The sequence below is a fragment of the Aeromonas sp. QDB39 genome (assembly GCF_027707585.1).
In the GTDB taxonomy this organism is placed as follows: domain Bacteria; phylum Pseudomonadota; class Gammaproteobacteria; order Enterobacterales; family Aeromonadaceae; genus Aeromonas; species Aeromonas hydrophila.
On sequence record NZ_JAPCIV010000032.1, the window covers coordinates 19,907 to 41,767 of the forward strand.

Sequence of the window (21,861 nt, forward strand, 5' to 3'; positions counted from 1 at the left end):
TTTCCCCTTATTTTTCATAATCTTTATAGAACGCCTATCCCTTGAACAGAATGCCGGTTTTTTAAACCCGCTCAGGGCTTAGGGAGGATGATCAGGCTGTCCGGCAGCTCGTTCTGGTCGCGGGTGGCGGGGAAGGCGTCGGTCAGAATGGCGCTGGTCCGCTCGATGCACTCGAGGAAACCCTGCTCCACCTCCTTGTTGCGTACCCGGCGGGTGAAGTCATCGATGATCTCCTGCCACTGACCGTTGTCGATGTGCTGGGCGATGCCGTCATCCACCAGGATCTCCACGTAGTGCTCGGCCACCGAGACGAAGATCAGCACACCCAGCCTATCCTGGGTACGATGCAACCCCTGTTCGACGAACTGCAGGCGTGCCATCAGGGCTGCCCTGTGCTGGCGAACCTGTTTGGGGATCAGGTACATCTTGATGGGGGTCCAGTGGAACAGGATGCTCAGCACCAGCCAGACCGACCATTGCACCAGCAGGATCTCGTACCAGCCGAGCCAGAAACCGAGCTCGAATACCAGCAGCGGGGTGAGCATGGCCAGCAGCGCCGCCCACAGGGTGGGAATATAGCGATAGCCGTCGCTGGCGGGGGCCAGTACGGTCACCAGCTCGGCATCGGTTGCCTGCTCCGCCTGTTTGACCCTGGCCTGCAGCGTGTGAAAGAACTGTTTCGAAATCATGTGTCGTCTCTTAATCCCTGTTACCAACCACCGGAGGCACCGCCGCCGCCGAAACTGCCGCCCCCTCCGCTGAAACCGCCGCCACCACCAAAGCCGCCACCGAAGCCACCGGCGAGGTAAGCGGCGCGGCGTCGGCCACCCCTGCCGCCACCACCACCGCCACGCAGGTTGTGCAGCACGATCATCACTATCACCATCAGGATGAACAGCCAGGGCCCGCCCAGCTTATCCTTGCTGGCGTTGTCCACCGGTTTGTACTCGCCCGCCAGTGCCTGCATGATCGCCTGGCTGCCGGCGACCACCCCGGCCACCATGTCGCCGCGTTTGAACGCGGGTAGGATCCGGGTCTGGATGATGTTGGCGGCGATGGCATCGGGCAGGGCACCTTCCAGCCCGTAACCCACCTCGATGCGCACCTTGCGCTCATCCTGGGCGATCAGCAGCAGCACCCCGTTGTCCTTGCCCTTCTGGCCGATGCCCCAGTGACGGCCGAGCTGATAGCCGTACTCTTCGATGGTGTCGCCCGCTAGCGTGTCGATGGAGACTACCACCAGCTGGATGCCGCTGCGCTTCTCGAATGCCGCCAGCTGCTGGGTGAGCTGGTGGGCCTGCTTGCGGGACATCAGGTTGGCCTCGTCCACCACTCGTCCACTCAAGGCGGGGAAGGTGGGGGCGGCGGACACCACCGTTGTCCACACCAGCAGGCAGGACAACAGGGCACGGATCACGCGCTTCATTGGAAGCTGACCTTGGGCGCCTCATCGGCACCTGGCTTGGCGCTGAACGTGGGTTTGGCCTCCAGATCCGAGTAGAGCAGCTTGGACCAGATGACGCCGGGGAAGGTGCGGATCTCGGTATTGAACTGGCGTACCGCTTCTATGTAGTCGCGCCGGGCCACCGAGATACGGTTTTCGGTGCCTTCCAGCTGGGCCTGCAGGGTGAGGAACTGCTGATCCGCTTTGAGCTCCGGGTAGCGCTCGACCACCACCATCAGCCGGGAGAGGGCGCCGGAGAGCTGGTTCTGGGCCGCTTCAAACTCCTTGAGCTGGGCGGGATCACTGACCTGCAGGCTGCCCACCCGGGCTCTGGCATCGGTCACCGCCTTGAGGGTCTCCTGCTCGTGGCTGGCGTAGCCCTTGACGGTGGCCACCAGATTGGGGACCAGATCGGCGCGTCGCTGATACTGGTTCTCGACCTGGCCCCAGCTCGCCTTGACCTGCTCATCCAGGGTCGGAATATTGTTCATGCCGCAACCGGTCAGGCCCAGCAGCAGGGTCATAACCAACAGGGACTGGGTTGCCCTCTGCCAGAGTGAAGTGGCCATCTTGTTGTTCTCCATTGACATTTTTTGCAGATAACGGCTCACCATACCAGCTTGTGGTCAACCGCCACAACGGGCGGGCAGTCTGGGTTTGTGGTAAGCCATCGAAACCTTGGGCAGTTGCGGCTTGTCTTTGAGCCAGGAGGCCAGCTCGGCGCCGCAGCCGTTGCCGGGCGGGATCGGCGCCTGAGGCTGGCAATCCGGGCTGCCGGCCGGGCAGCGCAGACGCACATGAAAGTGGCTGAAGTGGCCGACCCAGGGGCGCAGCTTGCCGACCCAGGGTTCATCAGGCGCCCGTTTGCATACCTCGGCCTTGAGCACCGGGTTGATGAAGATGCGGGCGACCTCGGGTTTGCTGGCTGCCAGGCGCAGCAGGTTTAGCTGCTGGGGGCCGAAGCGCCCGGGCAGTACCCGGTAGCTGGGCTCATCGATCAGGGCCCACTCCTTGGGGGCATCCTGCTCCCATGTTGAGATGGGCTGGTTGGCCATGCGAAACCAGATGTCGGCGTCGAGGCCGGTCTGGTGGCTGCGGTGACCGGAGGTGAAGGGGCCACCGTGGGCCATGGCGAGATCGGCGATATAGAGGTCCGGCATGCCGGCCATGCGGGTCTGGTTGGCCAGGGTGGTCAGGTAGGCGATGAGCTCGGGGTGGCCGTAGTAGCGCAGTCGCTTGGTGCGGATCACCTGATAGCCGGGGCCGGTCAGCGGCAGCGCTACTCCGTTCTTGAGGCAGCCGGCGGAGTAGCCGCCAATCGCTTCAGCCTGGCGGGGATGAGGTTCGGCAAGAAAGGTACTGGCCATGAAGAGCAGGGTGGTGGCAAGCATGAGACTCCCGACAAGCATGCGAATGGGCTCAGATGAAGAGAATGATACCAAGAGTCCGGTGAGGCCGTCACCCGATGAGCGAGCCCGGTTGCATCCCGGTGTCGGGCTCGCGCACAATGCGCGCCAAAATTGGCGCATCCAGGGCGTGTAAACGCACAGGCAAGAGGAGAAGAGAATAATGAAGGTCAGTGAGCTGGTGAACAAAGAGGGACTGGTCTGGCTGATGCCCCCTGCTCGTCGTTTCTATCCGGTGATGGTGGTGCTGTTGCTGGCGAGCCTTTTCACCGTGCTGGCTGCCGTCGGTCTGGGTTATCCACACATGGGTCTGCTGCCCTGGGTGGGGCTGGTGTTTGGCGGCATAGTGCTGCTGATGATGATACTGCCTCGCAGCTGGCAGCGCTGGCGGCTGGCGGAGCTGGCCTGGGACGAGACGCACCTTTACCTGCTCAATGGCAGCAGTGATCGGGCACAGGCCCTGCCAAGATCGGTACTGGTCGGGGTCGAGCGGGATCGCAAGGTGGGCCACGATGGTCAGTGGCTGGCCTTCAGCCTGGATCTGGCGCTGAACGATGAGCAGCTGGCGACCGCCACCACGCTGATGGGGTTGAGTCGGGAAGGCGCCCATGTCGTGGCGCCCGGCATCTATCGCTTTGGCTTTAAGCGCGCCTGGCATGGTCGACGCACGCTACAGGTGCTGTTGGATGCCCTGCTCCCCATATGAGCTGACTATTTTCTCGACAATCTTCCCTAAAGCTCAGATACTGCCAGTGACTCGAATTGATCTTGCTCGTTCTGTTCACCCAAGAGATCAATGACTTGAGTGAACCGTACGGGGGAGTGCCCAGGCATGATGCCCTGGCAGGTCCGGCATGGGGGTTGTGCCCTTACCTTTGTGTTGGTGATTGGATAGAGAAGGCACCTTGAATCGAGAGTGGATGGCATGAAGATTTACGTAGGTAATCTGTCGTACCGGATGACGGCCGACGAACTGACAACCGTGTTCAGCCAATTTGGGCAGGTAGACAAGGTCGATATCATCATCGATCGCGATACCGGTCAGTCCAAGGGGTTTGGCTTCATTGAAATGCCTGTCAATGGCGAGGCTGAAAAGGCCATCGCCGGTTTGCATGGCACCGAAATCGGTGGCCGTACCATCACAGTCAACCAGGCCAAGCCGAAGACAGATGCACCACGTGGTCGCCCCCAGCGCCATCGCTGAGCTGCCTCGATAACGCAAAACGGCATGGGTTTCCCCCATGCCGTTTTTGTTTCTGGCGTTTGCCGGATGAATCAGGGGACGTCGTAGCCGAGCGCCGCCTTGCGGATACGGAACCACTGCTGGCGATTGAGGATGATGGATTCAGCGGCCACGGCGGCGGCGATCCGCTCCCGCTTGCCGGAGCCTATCAGCGGCAGCGGCTGGCTTGGCAGCATCATGACCCAGGCGTAGACCACCTGTTCGATCTGCTCGGCACCCACTTCCTGGCGGATCTGCTCGAGCTCGGCGCGCAGCGGGGCATATTCGGGGGCCTGGAACAGGCGCCCGCCACCGAGGCAGGACCAGGCCATCGGCTTGATGCGCAGTTGCTGGCATTGGTCCAGGGTGCCGTCCAGAGTGGTGCTCTGGTTGAGCGGCGAGATCTCCAGCTGGTTGGTGACCAGCGGGAAGGGCAGGCGCGACTGCAGCAGCTCGAACTGACGAGGGGTGAAGTTGGATACCCCGGCATGCTTGATCTTGCCCGCCTGCTTGAGGGTAATGAAGGCATCGGCCACTTCGTCTGCATCCATCAGGGGATCCGGGCGGTGGATCAGCAGCAGATCCAGATGGTCGGTGGCGAGCTTTTGCAAGGAGGTCTCGGCACTGGCGATGATGTGCGCCTTGCCGGTGTTGTAGTGATTCAGCGCGTGTTCCGGCTTGGCGGTGAGGGCGATGCCGCACTTGCTGACGATCTCCATCCGGCTGCGCAGAGAGGGGTCAAGGCGCAGGGCGTTGCCGAAGGCCTCTTCGCACTGGTAGCCACCATAGATGTCGGCGTGATCGATGGTGGTGACCCCCAGATCCAGGTGGTACTTCATCAGATCCAGCAGGGCGTTCGGAGAGAGTTGCCACTCCATCAGACGCCAGTAACCCATGATGAGGCGAGAGAAGGTCGGGCCCTGTGGATGCAGAGAGAGGCGGGATACGGACATGGTGGCTCCTTGGCGGATAAGGGAAAAAATGCTGCCAGCATCTTGGTCTCTTCTGGCTGGCAAGGCAATAATGCGGCTTTTGTTAATTCGAACTTTGGTTCTGAAGGAGAAGGAAATGGACGGTTTTGCCGAGCGCTTGCAGAGCCTGATCGGGACGGGCAGCATCAGTGCCTTTGCCCGCAAGGTGGGGTTGAGTGAGGCCCTGATCCGTAAATATCTGAAAGGAGCCGAACCCGGCCTTGGCAAGGCCAACCAGATTGCCATGGCCGCCAACTGCTCGCTGGAGTGGCTCGCCACCGGCTGCGGCTACCTTTATCGGCAGGCGGAGGTAGTGGACCGAGAAGCGCTGAGCGCTGCCGGCACCCTGTTGCAGGAACAGTTGCCGCAGCAGCGCCTGCCCGCAGAAGACGAGCTGGTTACCCTGCTCGCTTACTACCAGTTCTTGCGCAGCCACAAGCAGGCTGATGGATTTCTGGATCTGGCGCGGGCGCGCGAATTTGGCAAACACCTGCATGAGGCGTGAGCCTGGATAGGGATGGCCGGGCAACGGCCGGGGATTATTCTGATACCCTCTAAAGCAGATGAGGGCAGTGGGGAGAGGGAGATGGGCTATCTGATCTTGGGCAGCGGCGGATTGGGCACGGCGCTGGCACATGAGCTATCCGCCCGTGGCGAGGAGCTGGTGCTGGCCGGCAGGCAGCTGCCCAAGGGCGTGGATCCCGTCTGCTATTTTCCGTTGCAGGAGGTGGATGTGCTTTCCTTCGATGCCCTGTTCACCCTCTATGACACGGCGCCGTTGCCGAGCGTGGTGATCAACACCATCGGCCTGCTGCACGACATCAACTTCATGCCGGAGCGGCGGGTGGAGGAGGTCAACCCCAGGTGGCTGTGCGACAGCCTGCTGGCCAACGCCTGGCCGCAGCTGGCTCTGGCCGCCTGCCTGAGCCGCCGGATGACGCCGGATGCCCGCCTCTGGCTTTGCTCTCTTTCCGATCTGGCCGGCAGTCTTGGCGCCAACGAGACGGGCAGTCGTTACAGCTACCGGATGAGCAAGGCGGCACTCAACATGGGGGCAAGAACGCTGGCCCACGAGTGGCGGGAGCGCTTCCCCGCTGCCGGGGTTGTCACCGTGCATCCGGGGCTGATGGCCACCCCCATGAATCAACCCTTCCTCGATGAACTGGCGGCCGAGACCTTGCAGGATCCGGCGCTGGTGGCGCCGCGTCTGCTTGATCTCATCAACCAATTGTCGCCGGCCCAGTCCGGCGGTTTCCTCGACCTGCAGGGGCAGCCGCTGCCCTGGTAAGCCGTCACCAGCTTCACATTCCGGAAACGGCCCGCTTGCCAAGCCAGCTCCTGCTGGCTAACGTCATCCTCCTGCTTCAGGAGGGATGTCATGCGCTATATCGATTTACGAAGTGATACGGTCACCCAGCCTACGGATGCCATGCGTCAGAGCATGCTGCATGCCGAGGTGGGGGATGATGTCTACGGGGAAGATCCCGGCGTCAATGCACTTGAGGCCCGCGGGGCCGAGCTGCTTGGCAAGGAGGCCGCACTGTTTGTCCCCTCGGGCACCATGTCCAATCTGCTGGCGGTGATGAGCCACTGTCAGCGGGGGGAGGGCGCCATCGTGGGTCAGGCGGCCCACATCTATCGCTATGAGGCGCAGGGGAGCGCCGTGCTGGGCTCGGTTGCGCTGCAGGCGGTGCCCATGCAGGCCGACGGTTCGCTGGCAGTGGCCGATGTCGCCGCGGCGATCGCCCCTGATGATGCCCATTTTGTGCAGACTCGGCTGGTCTGCCTGGAAAACACCCATAACGGCAAGGTGCTGCCTCTTCACTACCTGCAGGCGATGCGCAAATTCGTCGACGAACGCGGGTTGCGACTGCATCTGGATGGTGCCCGTTTGTTCAACGCCGCCGTGGCGAGCGGCCATGGGGTAGACGAGCTGGCCGCCCCCTTTGACAGCATTTCCATCTGCCTCTCCAAGGGGCTGGGAGCACCGGTAGGGTCGCTGCTGGTGGGTTCTCGCCCCTTCATCGCCCGCGCCAGACGGCTGCGCAAGATGCTGGGTGGTGGCATGCGCCAGGCGGGGATCCTGGCTCAGGCCGGTCTGTTTGCCCTCGATCAGCATGTGGCCCGGTTGGCGGACGATCACCGCCGTGCCAGACGGCTGGCCGAAGGGTTGGCCGCATTGCCCGGCATTGAGCTGGATCTCGCGCTGGCGCAGACCAACATGGTATTTTTGCGGCTGGTGAAAGGGGACGCCGAGGCGCTGATCGCGTTCATGAAGGAGCGAGGGATCCTCTTCTCCGGTTACGGCGAGATGCGGCTGGTGACTCACCTGCAGATCACCGATGACGACATCGACGAGGTGATTGATGCCTTCACCGAGTACCTTGCCGCACGTTAAGGTTCACTCAATAAAACAGGGCGCCAAGGCGCCCTGTTTTATTTTTTGAGAAGAAAGCGGGTCACGCCTGGCGCTGGCCGCTCATCAGCATGGCCTCGTCGGTGGCGTCATAGATCATGACCGCAATGTGAGTCACCTGACCGCCAAAATCGGCCAGCGGCACCAGGGTCAGGTTCTGGAACATGTGGGGGGCTGAGCCGGTGATCGGGCGGTAGTTGGAAAAACGCAACAGATAGGGTTTCTGCTCCCAAGTGCTGAAGGCACGGTTGTTGAGCTTGAACACCATGTTGGCCTTGCGCTCGAACCAGGCCCGATCCACGTCGGGGAAGAGCTCGAACAGCACGCCATCGCGCACCTCGCCGGCCAACCGGCCGCTGTGGCTCTCCATGAAGCCGTTCCACACCTGCACCTTGTACTCCTTGTCGAGCACCACCAGCCCCACGTCCAGGTTCTGGACTATGTTCATCAGCCAATGAAATTCACGGATTTCCATGGTCACTCCTAGAGCATGTGCATGATTTTGTTGTTCATGGTGGCGATGGAATCTTCGGTAAACAGCAGCAGCAGATCGCACTGCACCGCGTAATCCTGGACCCGGTAGTTGATCTCGATGGCCAGGGTGCGGCGCCAGCGGCTCTTGTTGGTGTTGATGAGCTCGTTGATGGGCCTGTGCTGGCCAAGTACCACAGGATGGCCCTGACTGAAGGGGGTATCGAGCTGGCTGGCATAACCGCGCAAAAAGGCGCCGATCAGCACGTTGGCGGTATCCATCAAGAGCTCCAGCTCGGCGTTGCGATCGAGCACGCCCTGATGGTTCATCAGCCGGGCCAGATCCTTGAAGCTGGAGTCGTGGAACAGGATCAGCGCCTCGCCGGCGATACCGGCGCCGATGAAGCCCTGACAGACGGCGGAGAGAGTATCCGAGTCGGCAGCGGCCGAGAGGGCCATGTGTAGCTCGGACACTTCCAGCACGTTGACGTTGGGAATGGGCAGCACCACGAAGGCGTTGAGCAGGCGGGCCAGCAGGTCGGCAGCCTGGCCCATGGAGACGTTGGCGAGTTCCTGATAGACGTCACGTACCTCGGGGCTGATCTTGATGCCGGTATCCAGACTGCCGACATCACTGACACTCTGGCCAGCGGGCCGGATGTCATGTGCAGTGGCGGCACCTTTGGCCTGCCACAGATCATGCTGTTTCAGCAGGGCGCTGAGGGTTTCCGGTGCGGCGGGTTTCTTGATGAAATCCAGCGCTCCCAGCCCCATCACCCGCTGATAGGCTTCCGGCTGGATATCGCCGGAGACCACGAAGACCTTGTTGCGCAGCCCCTCCCGCTGGAGGGTCTCCAGCACGCCGTAGCCATCCATTTCCGGCATGGTCAGGTCGAGAAAGATCAGATCCCCATGACCCATCAGCACCTGCTCTATCCCTTCCAGCCCGTTGGCGGCGTAATGCAGCGTCACGTCCCAGTCGGCGGGAAGGGCGCGGGCCAGCTGTTTACGGGCGAATCCTGAGTCATCACATATCAATACATTCATAGTGTTAGGCTGGCCTGGTCAACGAGGATTGCTATAAGTGTGGCCCGCCAACGGTCAGATGCAATGGGACAGGCTGGTCGCCGGTGAAAATTGATTGTCCCATTGGCGATTCCGGTAGCGCGCTGAATATTTTTCAACAAATTCAGCGAACATCTTAACACGCAGCGGGGCAAACTGAGGCTGGCAGCGCAACATATAGAAGGGTCGGTTGCCGGTTTTCCAATCGGGCAGCACCGGGACCAGCTGTTCATCCTGCAGGAAGGGATGCACGTAGTGGAGCGGGGCATTGACGATCCCCAGGTGGCGCCTGGCCGCCCGGACGGCAGCCTGGGTCTGGTTGACGGTCAGTTTGGCGGTGCGCTTGATCTGTACCGTCTGCTCGTCCCGATCGGTCAACTGCCAGTGCTGGTGTGGCCAGCAGTAGATCAGCGCGTGCTCTTCCAGCTGGGCGGGATGCGCCGGTGTGCCCATCTTCTCCAGATAGAGCGGGGAGGCAAACAGGCCGTATTCGATGTGGCCAAGGCAGAGTGCGTTGGGCAAGGATTGCGGCAGCTCGCCGTTGAAGAACACCAGATCCCGGTCGTTGTCGAACAGATGCTGGTGGTCGTTGGTCTGGGTAATGTCGAACTACACTTCTGGGTAGTGCAGGCCAAAGTCCGCCAGCATGTCGACCAGGATGGTGTTGGAGAGGGCGATGGGGGCCGCCAGACGGATCACCCCGTTGATGTCGGCCTCTTTGCCCTGGATCTCGCCAGTGGCCTGCTCGATTGCGGCCAACGGGGTGCACAGGCGCTCGTAGTAGCGCAGCCCTTCGTCGGTGAGGCGGAGTTTGCGGGTGGATCTGTGTAGCAAGGAGCAGCCGAGCTGCTCTTCCAGCTGAGAAATACGTCGACTGATGGTGCCGGTTGGCATGCCCAGTGCGGCAGCCGCGTGGGAGAAGCCTCCCTCTTGCACCACCTTGACGAACAGATAGAACTCTTCGATGTACTTCATAAGCGGTGTTCTGGGTGTAACAAGCCAGTGACCTTAAGAAGAGGCGCCCGCCTTGGCAAGCTCAATCCGGCGTTTAATTGATCTGGATTAGATTCGACTCCCGCTGGTACTGGTGCAACAGCCGGACAAATTCGACCGGATCCCGGTCAAGGCTGTTGTCCGGCACCAGCAGATCGTAGCCGAGCAGCTCGCGCAGCCGGGTCATGCGGTTAGCCAGCATGGCGATCACCCCCTCATAGCGCTGACCGGAGGGAGAGCGAAAATGGCTCTCCTCCAGCAATCCCTCGCCCTGAAAGGCACAGGCACAACCCCCGCTGCTGCAGGCCGGTTGTTCGCTACGCAGAGCCTGCAGCAAGACGCTGCGTTGCTCGGTAAGCAGGCGTACTGCCAATCTGGGTGTGATCAATGTCAAAAAATCGTCGTAATCTTTTATTTTCAAACCGATATAGGGCAGGGGGACCAGATCCCAGCCCAGATGAATGCGCGGCTGGTCGATTCGCTGAATATTTCTCCATTTCAGGATCCAACCGCCGTATTTATGGTGATATTGCAGACAATCGTGACAGAGCGAGAGACTGAAGTGGGGTTCAATCAGCTTCAATGAACCGATAAATATCATCATCAGACCCGCCAGCAGGCCGGAGACGAGGGGGATTAGTGGTTGTTCACCGAATAAAAAAAGTATAAAAATCATAGCAATGGTTACTATGATGCCCAACAATACCAACGTGAGTCCGTTTTTTCTGACCATGGGTTTCACATGTAGCGTTTTCATATGAAGTCAGCCCTTTGCGCATGCTTGTTTCACATTATGGGCTGGATCCGATTTTGTACCAGCACCGGGTGCCCGGGAGGGCCCTCCGTCGCTGGGTTTCCCTGTGATCACACATCATGAATCACCATATTAGATGAATACGCTAGACGAACGGTTATTGAACGGGATGGATGTGCTGCATACCCCAATCTGGGTTTATGACATCCGGCATCACCACATCTATTGGGCCAATCGCGCCGCCTTGAGCGTGTGGGAAGCGAGCTCGCTGGGCGAGCTGCAATCGCGCGATTTCTCGGCCGACATGGCACAGGCCATCGATCTGCTGTTGCAGCGCTACCTCGGGGATTTCCAGCAGGGGCGCAGCTACAGCGAGTGGTGGACCCTTTCCCCCAAGGGCGTGAAAAAGCAGATCTACCTGCGCCTCTCCGGCATCCAGCTGGCGGGTCGGCTGATGATGATGACCGAGGCGGTGATCGACGCCGATACCCTCTATCAGGAGTCCTCGCTCGCCACCGGCGATACCCTGGCCTGTCTGTTTGACAATCAGGGCCAGCTGGAGAGCGGCAACCACCATTTTGACATGTGTTTCGGCAACCAGATCCGCTACCTCTCCCAGCTCTTCTCCGGCAATGACGAGGCTTTCTACCAGAAGCTCTCCCGCCTCGATGAAGTGGTGGCTGAGGGGGAGTGCCGCACCCTCAAGGGGATGCGCTGGTTTCAGTACCAGTTTCGCCACATTCAGCAGGGGGCCCAGATCCTGCTCACCATGCGCGACATCACCGACCGCAAACTGGAAGAGCTGGAACACCGCCACCTGGCGTGGCACGACTCGCTGACCGGCCTGCTTAACCGCTATGGTTTGATGAAATCGCTGGAGGCCTATTGCGGGCTGGGCGGGCGTTTTGCGCTGGTGTTCATGGACTTGGACAACTTCAAGCTGGTCAACGACAACTATGGCCACAAGGCCGGTGATCGGCTGCTGGAGCGGGTTGCCGGTCGGCTCAAGCAGATCTGTCCGCGCGATGTGGAGCTGGCCCGGCTCGGTGGCGACGAATTCACCGCCCTGGTGCCGCTCAGCCACTCGAGCGATCGGGCGCAGGAGGTGGCCGACCTCATGCTCTCCCAGATGACCAAGCCGCTGCAGCTGAGCGGCGTGCCCGAGGTGACCATCGGCGGCAGCATCGGCATCGCCATCTATCCGGACGATGCGGACGACGGCGATAACCTCATCACCCGCGCCGACATGGCCATGTACCAGGCCAAGCAGATGGGCCGCCTGCGCTGGCAGCGCTTCACTCCCAGCATGCAGCAGACACTGCATCGCAAGCTGACCCTGAAGCAGTTCCTGGCCAAGGCCATCGGGCGGGGGGAGCTGAGCCTCTGCTACCAGCCTCAGGTGGATGTAGCACAGGGCAAGCTGCTCGGCTACGAGGCGCTGCTGCGCTGGCACAACCCCGTGCTGGGCCACGTCTCGCCGGTGGAGTTCATCCCGCTGGCGGAAGAGATGGGGCTGATCCGCGAGATAGGCAGCTGGGTGCTGTCGACGGCGCTGGCCCAGATGGCTCACTGGCAACGGGAGTGGCGGGTAAATGTGCCGGTGTCGGTCAATCTCTCCGGCTTCCAGCTCTCTTCCGCCCTGCCTGAACTGGTGGCCCAGCAGCTCAAGGAGTTCGGGGTGGCAGCCAGCCTGTTGACGCTGGAGCTGACCGAGACGGTATTGATGCTGGACATGAAGGGGTGCATCGAGATCCTCGACGCCCTGAGTGCGCAGGGGATCAAGATTGCCATCGACGACTTCGGTACCGGCTACTCGTCGCTGGCCTATCTCAACCGGCTGCCCATCGACACCATCAAGCTGGATCGCTCCTTCGTGGTGGGCCTCAACCTGCCGGTGATCCGCGCCACCGTCGCCATGGCCACCAGCCTGGGTCTCGGCATCATGGCCGAAGGGGTGGAGGACGAGCACGAGCTCGCCGCCCTGCGCACCCAGGGCTGCCACGTGTTTCAGGGGTTCCTGTTCAGCAAGCCGATGACGGTGGCGCAGGTGGAAGAGAGCCAGTTCATGGTCAGCTGCAAGGCCGGCCGCTATCCGCTGGCAGGCTAGCGCATTACTCTGCGGCGCTGCTAATGCGAGGGGCCTTGGGCCCCTCGCTGTTTTTGGGTAGAGTGTGGACTTCGTCTCTGGAGGCAACATGAACCCGACTCTCGACCTTATTCTCGCCCATCGCTCCATTCGTCAATTCACCGCCGAGCCCATCACCGACATTCAGCTCGACCAGATCCTGAGCGCGGCCCAGGCCGCTTCCAGCTCCAGCTTTTTGCAGGCCAACAGCATCATCCGGGTGACCGACAAGGCACTGCGCAGCCGACTGGCCGAACTGGCGGGACACCAGGCCTATGTGGCCCAGGCCGCCGAGTTCCTGCTCTTTTGCGCCGACTACCATCGCCACTGCGAAGTGGTGCCGGATGCCCAGACCGGCTTTGTGGAGCAGCTGCTGATCGGCGCCATCGACGGTGCCCTGATGGCCCAGAATGCTTTGCTGGCAGCCCAGTCCATGGGTCTTGGCGGCGTCTATATCGGCGGGATCCGCAACAATCCGGCCGCCGTGAGCGAGGCGGTGGGGCTGCCACATCAGGTGATCCCGCTGTTCGGCCTTTGCCTCGGCCATCCCGCCCAGGCACCCGAACAGAAACCCCGCCTGCCTCGGGCCCTGGTGGTGCATGAAAATCGCTATCAGACCGAACTGGATCGCGATCTGCTTGCCGGCTACGACCAGCAGATTGAGGCTTACTACCAGTCCCGCAGCAGCAGCAACAAGCAGCAGAGCTGGAGCGGCCAGATCCGGGGCATCCTGGGCAAGGAGGCGCGCCCCTTCATGCAGGATTTCCTGCGATCCAGGGGGTTCAACCTCAAGTAATGGGCCCGATGGGCGATACTAAGGGGTAATGGCGGTGTCGCCAGCGCCGCGTGATCCTGGCTTTCCCTTGTGCTCCTGCCCGTCTGGGCACAACAAATCGGGGGCAAGCTCCGCGCTGCGGACTACCTTAACTAGGTAAGCTGTTGTAGGATCACGCAATTGGATTGGGACAGGAGTTTGGACTTCCTATGATTTTAACCTTGGTATTGCTGTCTATTGGCGCACTCCTGTTTCTGGTCATCGCCTATAACGTGGTGCAGCAATATAAGCAGAAGGCAGAGGCCGACAAGCGTCACGCCATCGCCCGCCACAAGTCGGTGGTGGATGAAACCGAAGAGATGCTGCTCAACGTCAACCTGGTGCCCTTCTCCAAGAACATAGTGTTGCTGTTGCAGCACCGGATCCTCGATGCCTATCGCGCCATCACCCTGGTGATGCCGAGCGGCCAGCTCAAGCAGCGCATTGCCGACGTGCAGACCCAGATCAAGAACGTGCAGGAGAACTACAGCAGCCAGGATGAGGGGCACTTCAAGACCCCGGAGTCGGATCGCCAGGCCATTCAGATGCTGCAGCTGGTCAAGAAGATGCGGGCTGTGCTGCGGGTTGAACACAACAAGGGCAAGATAGATCCGCAGGGCTTTGCCCAGGAGGATCGCCGCCTCGAGCTGATGCAGCTCAAGATCAACATCGCCAACCTGGTGAAACGGGCCATGGATGCTCAGATCCAGGGGCAGTTCGGCACCTGCCGGCAGCTCTACACCAAGGGGCTTTCGGCCCTGGCCAGCGTCACCGACAAGGATCCCTACCTGATGGCCCGTGAAGAGGACATGCGGCAGGGCCTGGCCGGACTCGATGCCCACCTGCAGGAGCACAGCGAGAAAGAGCTGCAAAGCATCAAGGACAAAGAGGCGGACGAGCTGGACGTCCTGTTCCAACCCAAGAAGAAATGGTGATTATGTCGCACTCACTCGATACCACACTGGGGCCGATGGCCCCATTTGTTTGCCAGCTGTTGACCGAGCTGGAGGCCCTCGCCATCCATCCTGCCGCCATCGAGGTTGATCACCTCTGCTACCGGGCCGCCACCCTGTCGGAGTACCAGGCCCTGAAGGCTCTATTGGCAAGCCATGGTGACCTGCTGGTGGAGGGGCTGATCGGCGGACGGCCCATTGCCACCTACCGCCTGCATCAACCGGTACCCCACGCCCACGGCATCGTGCCCTGCATCGAGCTGGCGGCGCCCAAGCCGGGTCGCAGCCATCAGGCGGGGCTGGAACATATCGAACTGGTGGTGCCTTCGCTGGACGCCTTGCTGGCGGCCCATCCCGAGGTGCCCTTCAAAACCGGCAACCTGCGCGATGAGCGCAATCCTGACGTGGCGGTGATGCTGGCCTCTGGGCAGATCAAATTTCATCTGCGCACCTTGGCCGAGGTGATCGAGGAAGAGCTGGTAAGCGGCGCCGTGGTGCCGGTGCCTGCCGGCTACTACGACCAGGATTGATGAAACGGGGCCGCTTGGCTGGCCCCGTCTCATATCAGGGATGGCAGATGCGGGGGCGGGCGGGGCGCCCCTTCAAGTGGCCGAGCCAGAGGCTCAACCCTGCCGTGATGACCAGTACCAGCTCGATGCCGAGCACCAATCCCCCGAGTCCCCCCTGCTCCCAGAAGGGATGCAGATATAGCCCCCCCAGACTGGCCCCCAGATAGTAACCCACCAGATAGAGCGACGAGGCGAGCGCCCGGTTGTGCTCCACGTGCTGGCCGACCCAGGCGCTGGCGCAGGCGTGGGCAAGGAAAAAGCCGAAACTCGAGATAAGCAGGCCTGAGAGGATGGCGCCGAGCGAGCCACCCAGCAGCAGGGCGCTGCCGAGTGCCATCAGGGCTATGCCGACCAGCAGCAGGCGCTGTGCCCCCCAGCGATGGGCGCAGCGGCCGCTGAGGGAGGAGGCCACCGTCCCCGACAGATAGGTCAGAAACAGCATGCCGAGCCACTGGGTAGGCAAGGAGAAGGGGGGGCTGGCCAGCAGGAAGGTGAGGTAGCTGTATTGGTTCAGAAACACCATGAAGTTGAGGCCGCCGATGAGGTAGGCCCCCACCAGCAGCGGGTTGCCGAGGTGGCTGGCGATGGCTTGGCGAAACTGGCCCGGCTTGGCGATGACGGGCACGAAACGGGTTTGGGGCGGCAGCAGCCAGATGACGAGAGGCAGCAGCGCCAGGCTGATGAGGCCGATGCCGAGAAAGGTGTGCTGCCAGCCGCCAAACCAACCTGCCAGCAGACCGCCGACCACCCGGCCGGCGATACCCCCCAGCGAGTTGGCGGCGATGTAGACCCCGACGGCGGAGAGCAGGGCCCGCTTGCTGAACTCTTCCCCCATGTAGGCGATGGCGGTGGCGGGCAGCCCCGCCAGCAGGACCCCCTGCAGGAGCCGCAGCAACAGCAGCTGTTCAAACTGACTGACCAGGCTGATGAGCAGGGAGAGCAGGATGGCACCGGCCAGACTCCACAGCATGATCCGGCGCCGGCCGAAGCGATCCGCCAGCCGGGCGCAGACGAGCAGCGAGACGGCGAGCCCAGCGGTGCAGCCGGCCAGGGTCCAGCCAGCCGACAGCGAGCTGACGGAGAACACCTCGGCCAGCAGCGGCAGCAGCGGGTGGGTTTGATAGAGATTGAGAAACACCAGGAAGGAGCCCAGGCTGAGGGCCAGGGTGGCGCGGATCCATTCACGACTACCGACTTCGATCATATGCAATTGTCCTGACAGCTTTGTTGCAGGTTAGTGCGCGCCAGAATATAAATATAATATATTTAAGTTATTCATCTGATAAATTTAATTGATATGGACCTGAAACAGCTCACCTATCTGCTGGCGGTGCGGGATGCCGGCTCTTTTACCAAGGCGGCCAACGGGTTGCACGTGGCGCAGCCCGCCATCAGCATGGCCATCGCCAAGCTGGAGCAGCAGCTCGAGCTGCGCTTGTTCGACCGTCAGGATCGCAATGTGCGGCTCACTCCGGAAGGGGAGGTGCTTTGCCGCCATGCCGAGCGCCTGCTGCGCCAGATGCATCAGGCCGAGGCCGAGATGGCCGAGCTCAAGGGGCTGGAGCGCGGAGAGGTGCGAATCGGCATCCCCTACATGATGGGCTCCTATTACTTTCCGCCGATCCTGATGGCCTTCAAGCATCGCTACCCCGGCCTCAAGATCCGGGTGGAGGAGGCAGGCACTCGCGAGCTATTGAGCCGCATGGTGGACGGCTCGCTGGATCTCGCCATCCTCATCACCAGCGATCTGCCGCCGGCGCTAGAGGGGGCCCAGCTGCTGCGTGAAGAGATGTTGATGGTGGTGGGGGAGGAGCATCCGCTGCGCCAGGCCCGGAGCGTGTCGCTGAGCGAGTTCTTCAGCCAGGAGCTGGCGATGTTTCGCCGCGGCTTCTATCACCGCGAGCACATGGAAGCGCTGGCCCAGGGGCTGGGCTGCGAGCCCGACATCGCCTTTGAGAGCAACCTCATCCCGCTGCTCAAGGCGGTGGTGAAACAGGGGTTTGCGGTGACTACCTTCTTGCGAATGGCGCTGGACGAAGAGCCAGCCCTGACCGGGATCCCGTTTGCCCCCCCGATCTTTCTCGATCTCTGCGTGGCGTGGCGGCGAGGGGATCCGCTCTCCATGGCGAACCGCGCCTTGCGGGATTTTTTGCTGGCGCAGGCACAGCCATAAATGGCCAAGAAGGAAGGGCTATCAGGCAAAAGTTTGTTAGTATTAGTTCAAGTCGCCTTTAGAGCCTAACATCATGAAACTCCAACAATTGCGTTATATCGTTGAGGTTGCCAACCACAGACTGAACGTGTCGGCAACGGCAGAGAGCCTCTACACCTCTCAGCCAGGGATCAGCAAACAGGTGCGCATGCTGGAAGATGAGCTGGGGATCCAGATTTTCGAGCGCAGCGGCAAACATCTGACCCAGATCACCCCGGCTGGCCGGGACGTGATCAAAATTGCCAACGAGATCCTGGGCAAGGTGGAGAGCATCAAGTCGGTGGCGAGTCAGCACACTCACCCCGAGCAGGGCACGCTCCACATTGCGACCACCCACACCCAGGCCCGTTATGCGCTGCCTGACGTGATCAAGGGCTTCATCAAGCGCTTTCCCAAAGTCTCCCTGCACATGCACCAGGGCACGCCGACCCAGATCAGCGAAGCAGTGGTCAAGGGCCAGGCCGACTTTGCCATCGCCACCGAGGCGCTGCATCTGTACGAAGATCTCATCATGTTGCCCTGCTACCACTGGAACCGCAGCGTGATCGTGCCCAAGGGCCACCCGCTGACCCAGGTCGGCAAGCTCTCCATCGCCGACATCGCCCGCTTCCCGCTGGTGACCTATGTGTTCGGCTTTACCGGCCGCTCCGAACTCGACACCGCCTTCAACCGGGCCGGTTTTGAGCCCAACATCGTCTTCACCGCCACCGATGCGGACGTGATCAAGACCTATGTCCGGCTGGGGGTGGGGATCGGCGTGATGGCGACCATGGCGCTGGATCCCCAGGTCGATACCGATCTGGTAGCGCTCGATGCCAGCCACCTGTTTGCCCATAGCACCACCAAGATCGGCTTTCGCAAGGGCTCTTTCCTGCGTACCTACATGTATGACTTCATGACCCGTTTTGCCCCGCATCTGACCCGGGACGTGGTGGAGCGGGCCATCGCCCTGCGCTCCAGCGACGACGTGGATGCCATGTTTGCCGATATCGAGCTGCCCATCCGCTAGCGCCGCGGCGATCTAGACCAACAAAAAACGCCTCCCGATGGGAGGCGTTTTTCATGGCGACGAGCGGCGAGGCGAGCTCACTTCTTGAACATGTGATCCAGCTTGCTGGCTTTGGTCGAGAGGTAGAATTCGTTGTGGGGATTGCGCCCTTCCTGGAGGGGGACCCGCTCTGCCACTGGAATACCGAAGGATTCCATCGCCTTCATCTTGCGCGGGTTGTTGGTCATCAACTTGAGGGATTTCACCTCCAGCTGCTTGAGCATGTCGGCGCAGATGGTGTAGTCACGCATGTCGGCGGCAAAGCCGAGTGCCACGTTGGCCTCGACGGTGTCGGCGCCTTGATCCTGCAGATGATAGGCCCGGATCTTGTTGAGCAGGCCGATGCCGCGCCCTTCCTGACGCACGTACAGCAAGACGCCGCGGCCGGCCTTGGCGATGTTTTCCAATGCAGCCTGCAGCTGGAAGCCGCAGTCGCAACGCAGACTGAACAGGGCATCGCCGGTCAGGCACTCGGAGTGAATGCGGCCCAGCACCGGCTCATCACCCGTGATATCGCCCATCACCAGTGCGGCGTGATCCTTGCCGGTGCCGGTTTCCTGAAAGCCTACCAGCGTGAAAGTGCCCCAGGGGGTCGGCAACTTGGATTTGGCCACGAGGGTAACGCTGCTCATAGGTTGCTCCTTACTACAGCTGCTTAAAAAAGGGCGGCCAGTTTAGCGCGCCTTGTGCGGAACAACCATAAGAACAAAACCTTGCACAACTTAATGGTTTGCCTGGCGGTACACAAAGAGGACAGTTGCGACTGGTTTTGCGCAAATGTGTGCCACGACGACTGCCAGGCTCGGCACATTTGGGTATAATCGGCGCCCATTACCCCATCCCTCCCGGGATGTGTGCAACAAGTGTGCAGGAGAGACGTTATGCCGCAGATGGCCCCCGTGATGACAATTGATGGCCCGAGTGGTGCAGGCAAGGGCACCCTGTGTCAGTTGCTGGCTGAAAAACTGGGTTGGCACCTGCTCGATTCCGGCGCCATCTATCGGGTGCTGGCCCTGGCCGCTCTGCATCACGATGTAGAGCTCGATGCTGAAGCTGCGCTGGTTCCCCTGGCTGCCAATCTGGACGTGCAGTTCCAGGTCGATGCCGAGCAGGTGAAGGTCGTGCTGGAAGGGGAGGATGTCTCCCGCACCATCCGTACCGAGGAAGTGGGCAATGCCGCCAGTAAAATCGCCGCGTTCCCACGGGTGCGCGAAGCTCTGCTGCGTCGTCAGCGTGCATTTCGCCAAGCCCCCGGCCTCATCGCCGACGGCCGTGACATGGGCACGGTGGTTTTCCCGGAAGCCGAGGTGAAGATTTTCCTCGACGCCAGCGCCGAAGAACGGGCTGCCCGCCGCTATAAGCAGTTGCAAGATAAGGGCTTTGATGTTAACTTTGAGCGTCTTTTAACCGAGATTCGGGAACGTGACGATCGCGACAGAAATCGCGCCGTTGCCCCCCTTAAACCGGCAGAAGATGCTCTCGTGGTGGATTCAACCGCCATGTCCATAGACGAAGTGCTGGTAACGGTACTTGCCTATGCAGAGCAACAACTTGGTGATGTCAGTACAAACTGATGTCAGTCGTCTGCACCATGGATGGCGCAGATAATTTAAAACAACCCCGCTTGTGCCGGATTGCAAGTGGATGTTTCATTTGTGACATAAACAATGATCGAATCTTTTGCTCAACTCTTTGAAGAGTCCCTGAACGCCGTTGAAACCCGTCAAGGTTCCATCGTCAAGGGTACTGTCGTTGCTATCGAAAATGGTTTCGTACTGGTTGACGCCGGTCTGAAATCCGAGTCCGCTATCCCGGCTGAAGAATTCAAGAACGCCATGGGCGAGCTGGAAATCAACGTAGGCGACTCCGTTGACGTGGCTCTGGACTCTATCGAAGATGGTTTCGGCGAAACCAAGCTGTCCCGCGAAAAAGCCAAGCGCCACGAAGCCTGGCTGCAGCTTGAAAAAGCTTACGAAGAGCAAGCTACCGTTATCGGTATCATCAACGGCAAGGTCAAGGGTGGTTTCACCGTTGAACTGAACGGCATCCGTGCCTTCCTGCCGGGTTCTCTGGTTGACGTGCGTCCGATCCGTGACACCGCTCACCTGGAAAACAAAGAACTCGAGTTCAAAGTCATCAAGCTGGACCAGAAGCGCAACAACGTTGTTGTTTCCCGTCGTGCCGTGATCGAGACCGAGAACACCTCCGAGCGCGAAAGCCTGCTGGCTAACCTGCAAGAAGGTCAAGAAGTTAAGGGTATCGTCAAGAACCTGACCGACTACGGTGCGTTCGTAGATCTGGGCGGTGTTGACGGCCTGCTGCACATCACCGACATGGCGTGGAAGCGCGTTAAGCATCCTTCCGAAATCGTCAACGTTGGCGACGAGATCGCAGTCAAGGTTCTGAAGTTCGACCGCGAGCGTACCCGTGTATCCCTGGGTCTGAAGCAGCTGGGCGAAGATCCCTGGGTTGCTATCGCCAAGCGTTACCCGGAGACCACCCGTCTGTCTGGCCGCGTGACCAACCTGACCGACTACGGCTGCTTCGTTGAAATCGAAGAAGGCGTGGAAGGCCTGGTACACGTATCCGAGATGGATTGGACCAACAAGAACATCCACCCGTCCAAGGTTGTTAACGTTGGCGACGTGGTTGACGTGATGGTTCTGGACATCGACGAAGAGCGTCGTCGTATCTCCCTGGGTCTGAAGCAGTGCAAATCCAACCCGTGGCAGCTGTTTGCCGAAACTCACGCCAAGGGCGACCGTGTTTCCGGCAAGATCAAGTCCATCACTGACTTCGGTATCTTCATCGGTCTGGATGGCGGCATCGACGGCCTGGTTCACCTGTCTGACATCTCCTGGAACAACCAGGGCGAAGAAGCCGTGCGTGAATTCAAGAAGGGCGACGAGATCGAAGCCGTTGTTCTGCAAGTGGACCCGGAGCGCGAGCGCATCTCCCTGGGCGTCAAGCAGATCGAAGAAGACCCGTTCAATAAGTACCTGTCTGACAACAAGAAAGGTGCTATTGTGAAGGGTAAGGTTACCGAGGTTGATGCCAAGGGTGCCGTGATCGAACTGGCTGACGGTGTAGAAGGCTACCTGCGTGCCTCCGACGCTGCTCGTGACCGCGTAGAAGACGCCACTCTGGTGCTGTCTGTTGGTGACGAAGTTGAAGCCAAGTTCATGGGCGTTGATCGCAAGAACCGCACTGTAAGCCTGTCTGTCCGCGCTAAGGACGAGGCTGATGAGCGTGTTGCTATCGACAGCCTGAACCAACAAGAAGAAGTTGTGTTCAGCAATGCCATGGCTGAAGCGTTCAAAGCCGCCAAGGGTGAATAATCCTTGATGCAAGAAAAGGGCGGCGTGTCACGCCGCCCTTTTTTATCATTGGCGTAATGA

General features: G+C 60.6%; 23 protein-coding genes and 1 pseudogene. 13 read left to right on the forward strand and 11 right to left on the reverse strand.

Annotated features, from left to right (window positions below; translation table 11 throughout):
- Positions 1-71: 71 nt before the first annotated feature.
- The 4 genes from PG899_RS17890 to mepA are packed head-to-tail and all read right to left on the reverse strand — an operon-like array spanning position 72 to position 2,835.
- A complete protein-coding gene (locus PG899_RS17890) occupies positions 72-689 on the reverse strand; it encodes a TPM domain-containing protein (RefSeq protein WP_011705669.1) in 618 nt (205 codons plus the stop codon).
- Between the two features lie 20 nt (positions 690-709).
- Entirely contained in the window at positions 710-1,426 is a 717-nt protein-coding gene (locus PG899_RS17895; protein ID WP_024944066.1) for a TPM domain-containing protein, read from the reverse strand.
- A complete protein-coding gene (locus PG899_RS17900; RefSeq protein ID WP_016350422.1) occupies positions 1,423-2,028 on the reverse strand; it encodes a LemA family protein in 606 nt (201 codons plus the stop codon). Before PG899_RS17900 ends, PG899_RS17895 begins: the two co-directional genes overlap by 4 nt.
- 42 nt (positions 2,029-2,070) lie before the next feature.
- Positions 2,071-2,835 carry a penicillin-insensitive murein endopeptidase gene (mepA, locus tag PG899_RS17905; RefSeq protein WP_024944065.1) on the reverse strand — a complete coding sequence of 255 codons (765 nt, stop codon included), beginning with the start codon at positions 2,833-2,835 and terminating at the stop codon, positions 2,071-2,073.
- 178 nt (positions 2,836-3,013) lie between these two features.
- Here mepA and PG899_RS17910 point away from each other — a divergent pair, with 178 nt between their 5' ends.
- Together PG899_RS17910 and PG899_RS17915 are read left to right on the forward strand one after the other, a co-directional pair.
- Positions 3,014-3,556 carry a hypothetical protein gene (locus PG899_RS17910; RefSeq protein WP_024944064.1) on the forward strand — a complete coding sequence of 181 codons (543 nt, stop codon included), beginning with the start codon at positions 3,014-3,016 and terminating at the stop codon, positions 3,554-3,556.
- Positions 3,557-3,775: 219 nt separating this feature from the next.
- Entirely contained in the window at positions 3,776-4,054 is a 279-nt protein-coding gene (locus PG899_RS17915) for an RNA recognition motif domain-containing protein (protein ID WP_026080382.1), read from the forward strand.
- A 71-nt stretch (positions 4,055-4,125) separates the two neighbouring features.
- Here PG899_RS17915 and PG899_RS17920 read toward each other — a convergent pair whose 3' ends face one another.
- Positions 4,126-5,025: an aldo/keto reductase gene (locus PG899_RS17920; RefSeq protein WP_024944063.1), complete on the reverse strand. Its 900-nt coding sequence runs from the start codon at positions 5,023-5,025 to the stop codon at positions 4,126-4,128.
- A gap of 115 nt (positions 5,026-5,140) precedes the next feature.
- Between PG899_RS17920 and PG899_RS17925 the strand changes: the two genes are divergently transcribed.
- The 3 genes from PG899_RS17925 (at position 5,141) to ltaE (ending at position 7,441) form a co-directional block, all read left to right on the forward strand.
- On the forward strand, positions 5,141-5,548 hold the full coding sequence (locus PG899_RS17925) for a helix-turn-helix domain-containing protein (RefSeq protein WP_011705676.1): 408 nt from the start codon (positions 5,141-5,143) through the stop codon (positions 5,546-5,548).
- A gap of 81 nt (positions 5,549-5,629) precedes the next feature.
- Entirely contained in the window at positions 5,630-6,331 is a 702-nt protein-coding gene (locus tag PG899_RS17930) for an SDR family oxidoreductase (RefSeq protein WP_024944062.1), read from the forward strand.
- Positions 6,332-6,421: 90 nt separating this feature from the next.
- Entirely contained in the window at positions 6,422-7,441 is a 1,020-nt protein-coding gene (gene ltaE / locus PG899_RS17935) for a low-specificity L-threonine aldolase (protein WP_270697533.1), read from the forward strand.
- Positions 7,442-7,502: 61 nt separating this feature from the next.
- Here ltaE and PG899_RS17940 read toward each other — a convergent pair whose 3' ends face one another.
- The 4 genes and pseudogenes from PG899_RS17940 to PG899_RS17955 all read right to left on the reverse strand — a co-directional run bounded on the left by PG899_RS17940 (position 7,503) and on the right by PG899_RS17955 (position 10,745).
- Entirely contained in the window at positions 7,503-7,934 is a 432-nt protein-coding gene (locus tag PG899_RS17940; RefSeq protein ID WP_005346525.1) for a PAS domain-containing protein, read from the reverse strand.
- 8 nt (positions 7,935-7,942) lie between these two features.
- Positions 7,943-8,977: a response regulator gene (locus tag PG899_RS17945; protein ID WP_017410192.1), complete on the reverse strand. Its 1,035-nt coding sequence runs from the start codon at positions 8,975-8,977 to the stop codon at positions 7,943-7,945.
- Between the two features lie 54 nt (positions 8,978-9,031).
- Positions 9,032-9,970: pseudogene (locus PG899_RS17950) on the reverse strand (LysR family transcriptional regulator).
- A gap of 73 nt (positions 9,971-10,043) precedes the next feature.
- A complete protein-coding gene (locus PG899_RS17955; RefSeq protein ID WP_041218153.1) occupies positions 10,044-10,745 on the reverse strand; it encodes a DUF2982 domain-containing protein in 702 nt (233 codons plus the stop codon).
- Positions 10,746-10,911: 166 nt separating this feature from the next.
- Between PG899_RS17955 and PG899_RS17960 the strand changes: the two genes are divergently transcribed.
- The 4 genes from PG899_RS17960 to PG899_RS17975 all read left to right on the forward strand — a co-directional run bounded on the left by PG899_RS17960 (position 10,912) and on the right by PG899_RS17975 (position 15,164).
- Positions 10,912-12,849: a putative bifunctional diguanylate cyclase/phosphodiesterase gene (locus PG899_RS17960; RefSeq protein ID WP_041218152.1), complete on the forward strand. Its 1,938-nt coding sequence runs from the start codon at positions 10,912-10,914 to the stop codon at positions 12,847-12,849.
- A gap of 88 nt (positions 12,850-12,937) precedes the next feature.
- Positions 12,938-13,663 (forward strand): oxygen-insensitive NADPH nitroreductase, encoded by a 726-nt coding sequence (gene nfsA / locus PG899_RS17965; protein ID WP_190283634.1) that lies wholly within the window; start codon positions 12,938-12,940, stop codon positions 13,661-13,663.
- A 188-nt stretch (positions 13,664-13,851) separates the two neighbouring features.
- Positions 13,852-14,616, forward strand: a complete 765-nt coding sequence (locus PG899_RS17970; protein ID WP_041216312.1) for a DNA repair protein — start codon at positions 13,852-13,854, stop codon at positions 14,614-14,616.
- The gene (locus tag PG899_RS17975; RefSeq protein ID WP_041216311.1) at positions 14,610-15,164 is read left to right on the forward strand and encodes a VOC family protein; all 555 of its coding nucleotides are present in this window, start codon (positions 14,610-14,612) and stop codon (positions 15,162-15,164) included. Before PG899_RS17970 ends, PG899_RS17975 begins: the two co-directional genes overlap by 7 nt.
- Before the next feature lie 34 nt (positions 15,165-15,198).
- Here the strand turns inward: PG899_RS17975 and PG899_RS17980 are convergent, their stop codons facing one another.
- Positions 15,199-16,407, reverse strand: coding sequence for an MFS transporter (locus PG899_RS17980; protein WP_041216310.1), 1,209 nt, complete (start codon positions 16,405-16,407; stop codon positions 15,199-15,201).
- Between the two features lie 93 nt (positions 16,408-16,500).
- On the opposite strand from PG899_RS17980, the gene PG899_RS17985 reads away from it, so the two are divergent.
- Positions 16,501-17,376, forward strand: a complete 876-nt coding sequence (locus PG899_RS17985) for a LysR family transcriptional regulator (RefSeq protein WP_010634255.1) — start codon at positions 16,501-16,503, stop codon at positions 17,374-17,376.
- 73 nt (positions 17,377-17,449) lie between these two features.
- Positions 17,450-18,424 carry an HTH-type transcriptional regulator CysB gene (cysB, locus tag PG899_RS17990; RefSeq protein WP_010634254.1) on the forward strand — a complete coding sequence of 325 codons (975 nt, stop codon included), beginning with the start codon at positions 17,450-17,452 and terminating at the stop codon, positions 18,422-18,424.
- A 77-nt stretch (positions 18,425-18,501) separates the two neighbouring features.
- Here the strand turns inward: cysB and ribA are convergent, their stop codons facing one another.
- A complete protein-coding gene (gene ribA, locus PG899_RS17995; RefSeq protein WP_005299914.1) occupies positions 18,502-19,095 on the reverse strand; it encodes a GTP cyclohydrolase II in 594 nt (197 codons plus the stop codon).
- Between the two features lie 249 nt (positions 19,096-19,344).
- On the opposite strand from ribA, the gene cmk reads away from it, so the two are divergent.
- The gene (cmk, locus tag PG899_RS18000; protein ID WP_011705689.1) at positions 19,345-20,037 is read left to right on the forward strand and encodes a (d)CMP kinase; all 693 of its coding nucleotides are present in this window, start codon (positions 19,345-19,347) and stop codon (positions 20,035-20,037) included.
- Between the two features lie 93 nt (positions 20,038-20,130).
- Positions 20,131-21,801 carry a 30S ribosomal protein S1 gene (rpsA, locus tag PG899_RS18005; RefSeq protein ID WP_011705690.1) on the forward strand — a complete coding sequence of 557 codons (1,671 nt, stop codon included), beginning with the start codon at positions 20,131-20,133 and terminating at the stop codon, positions 21,799-21,801.
- Positions 21,802-21,861 lie beyond the last annotated feature (60 nt).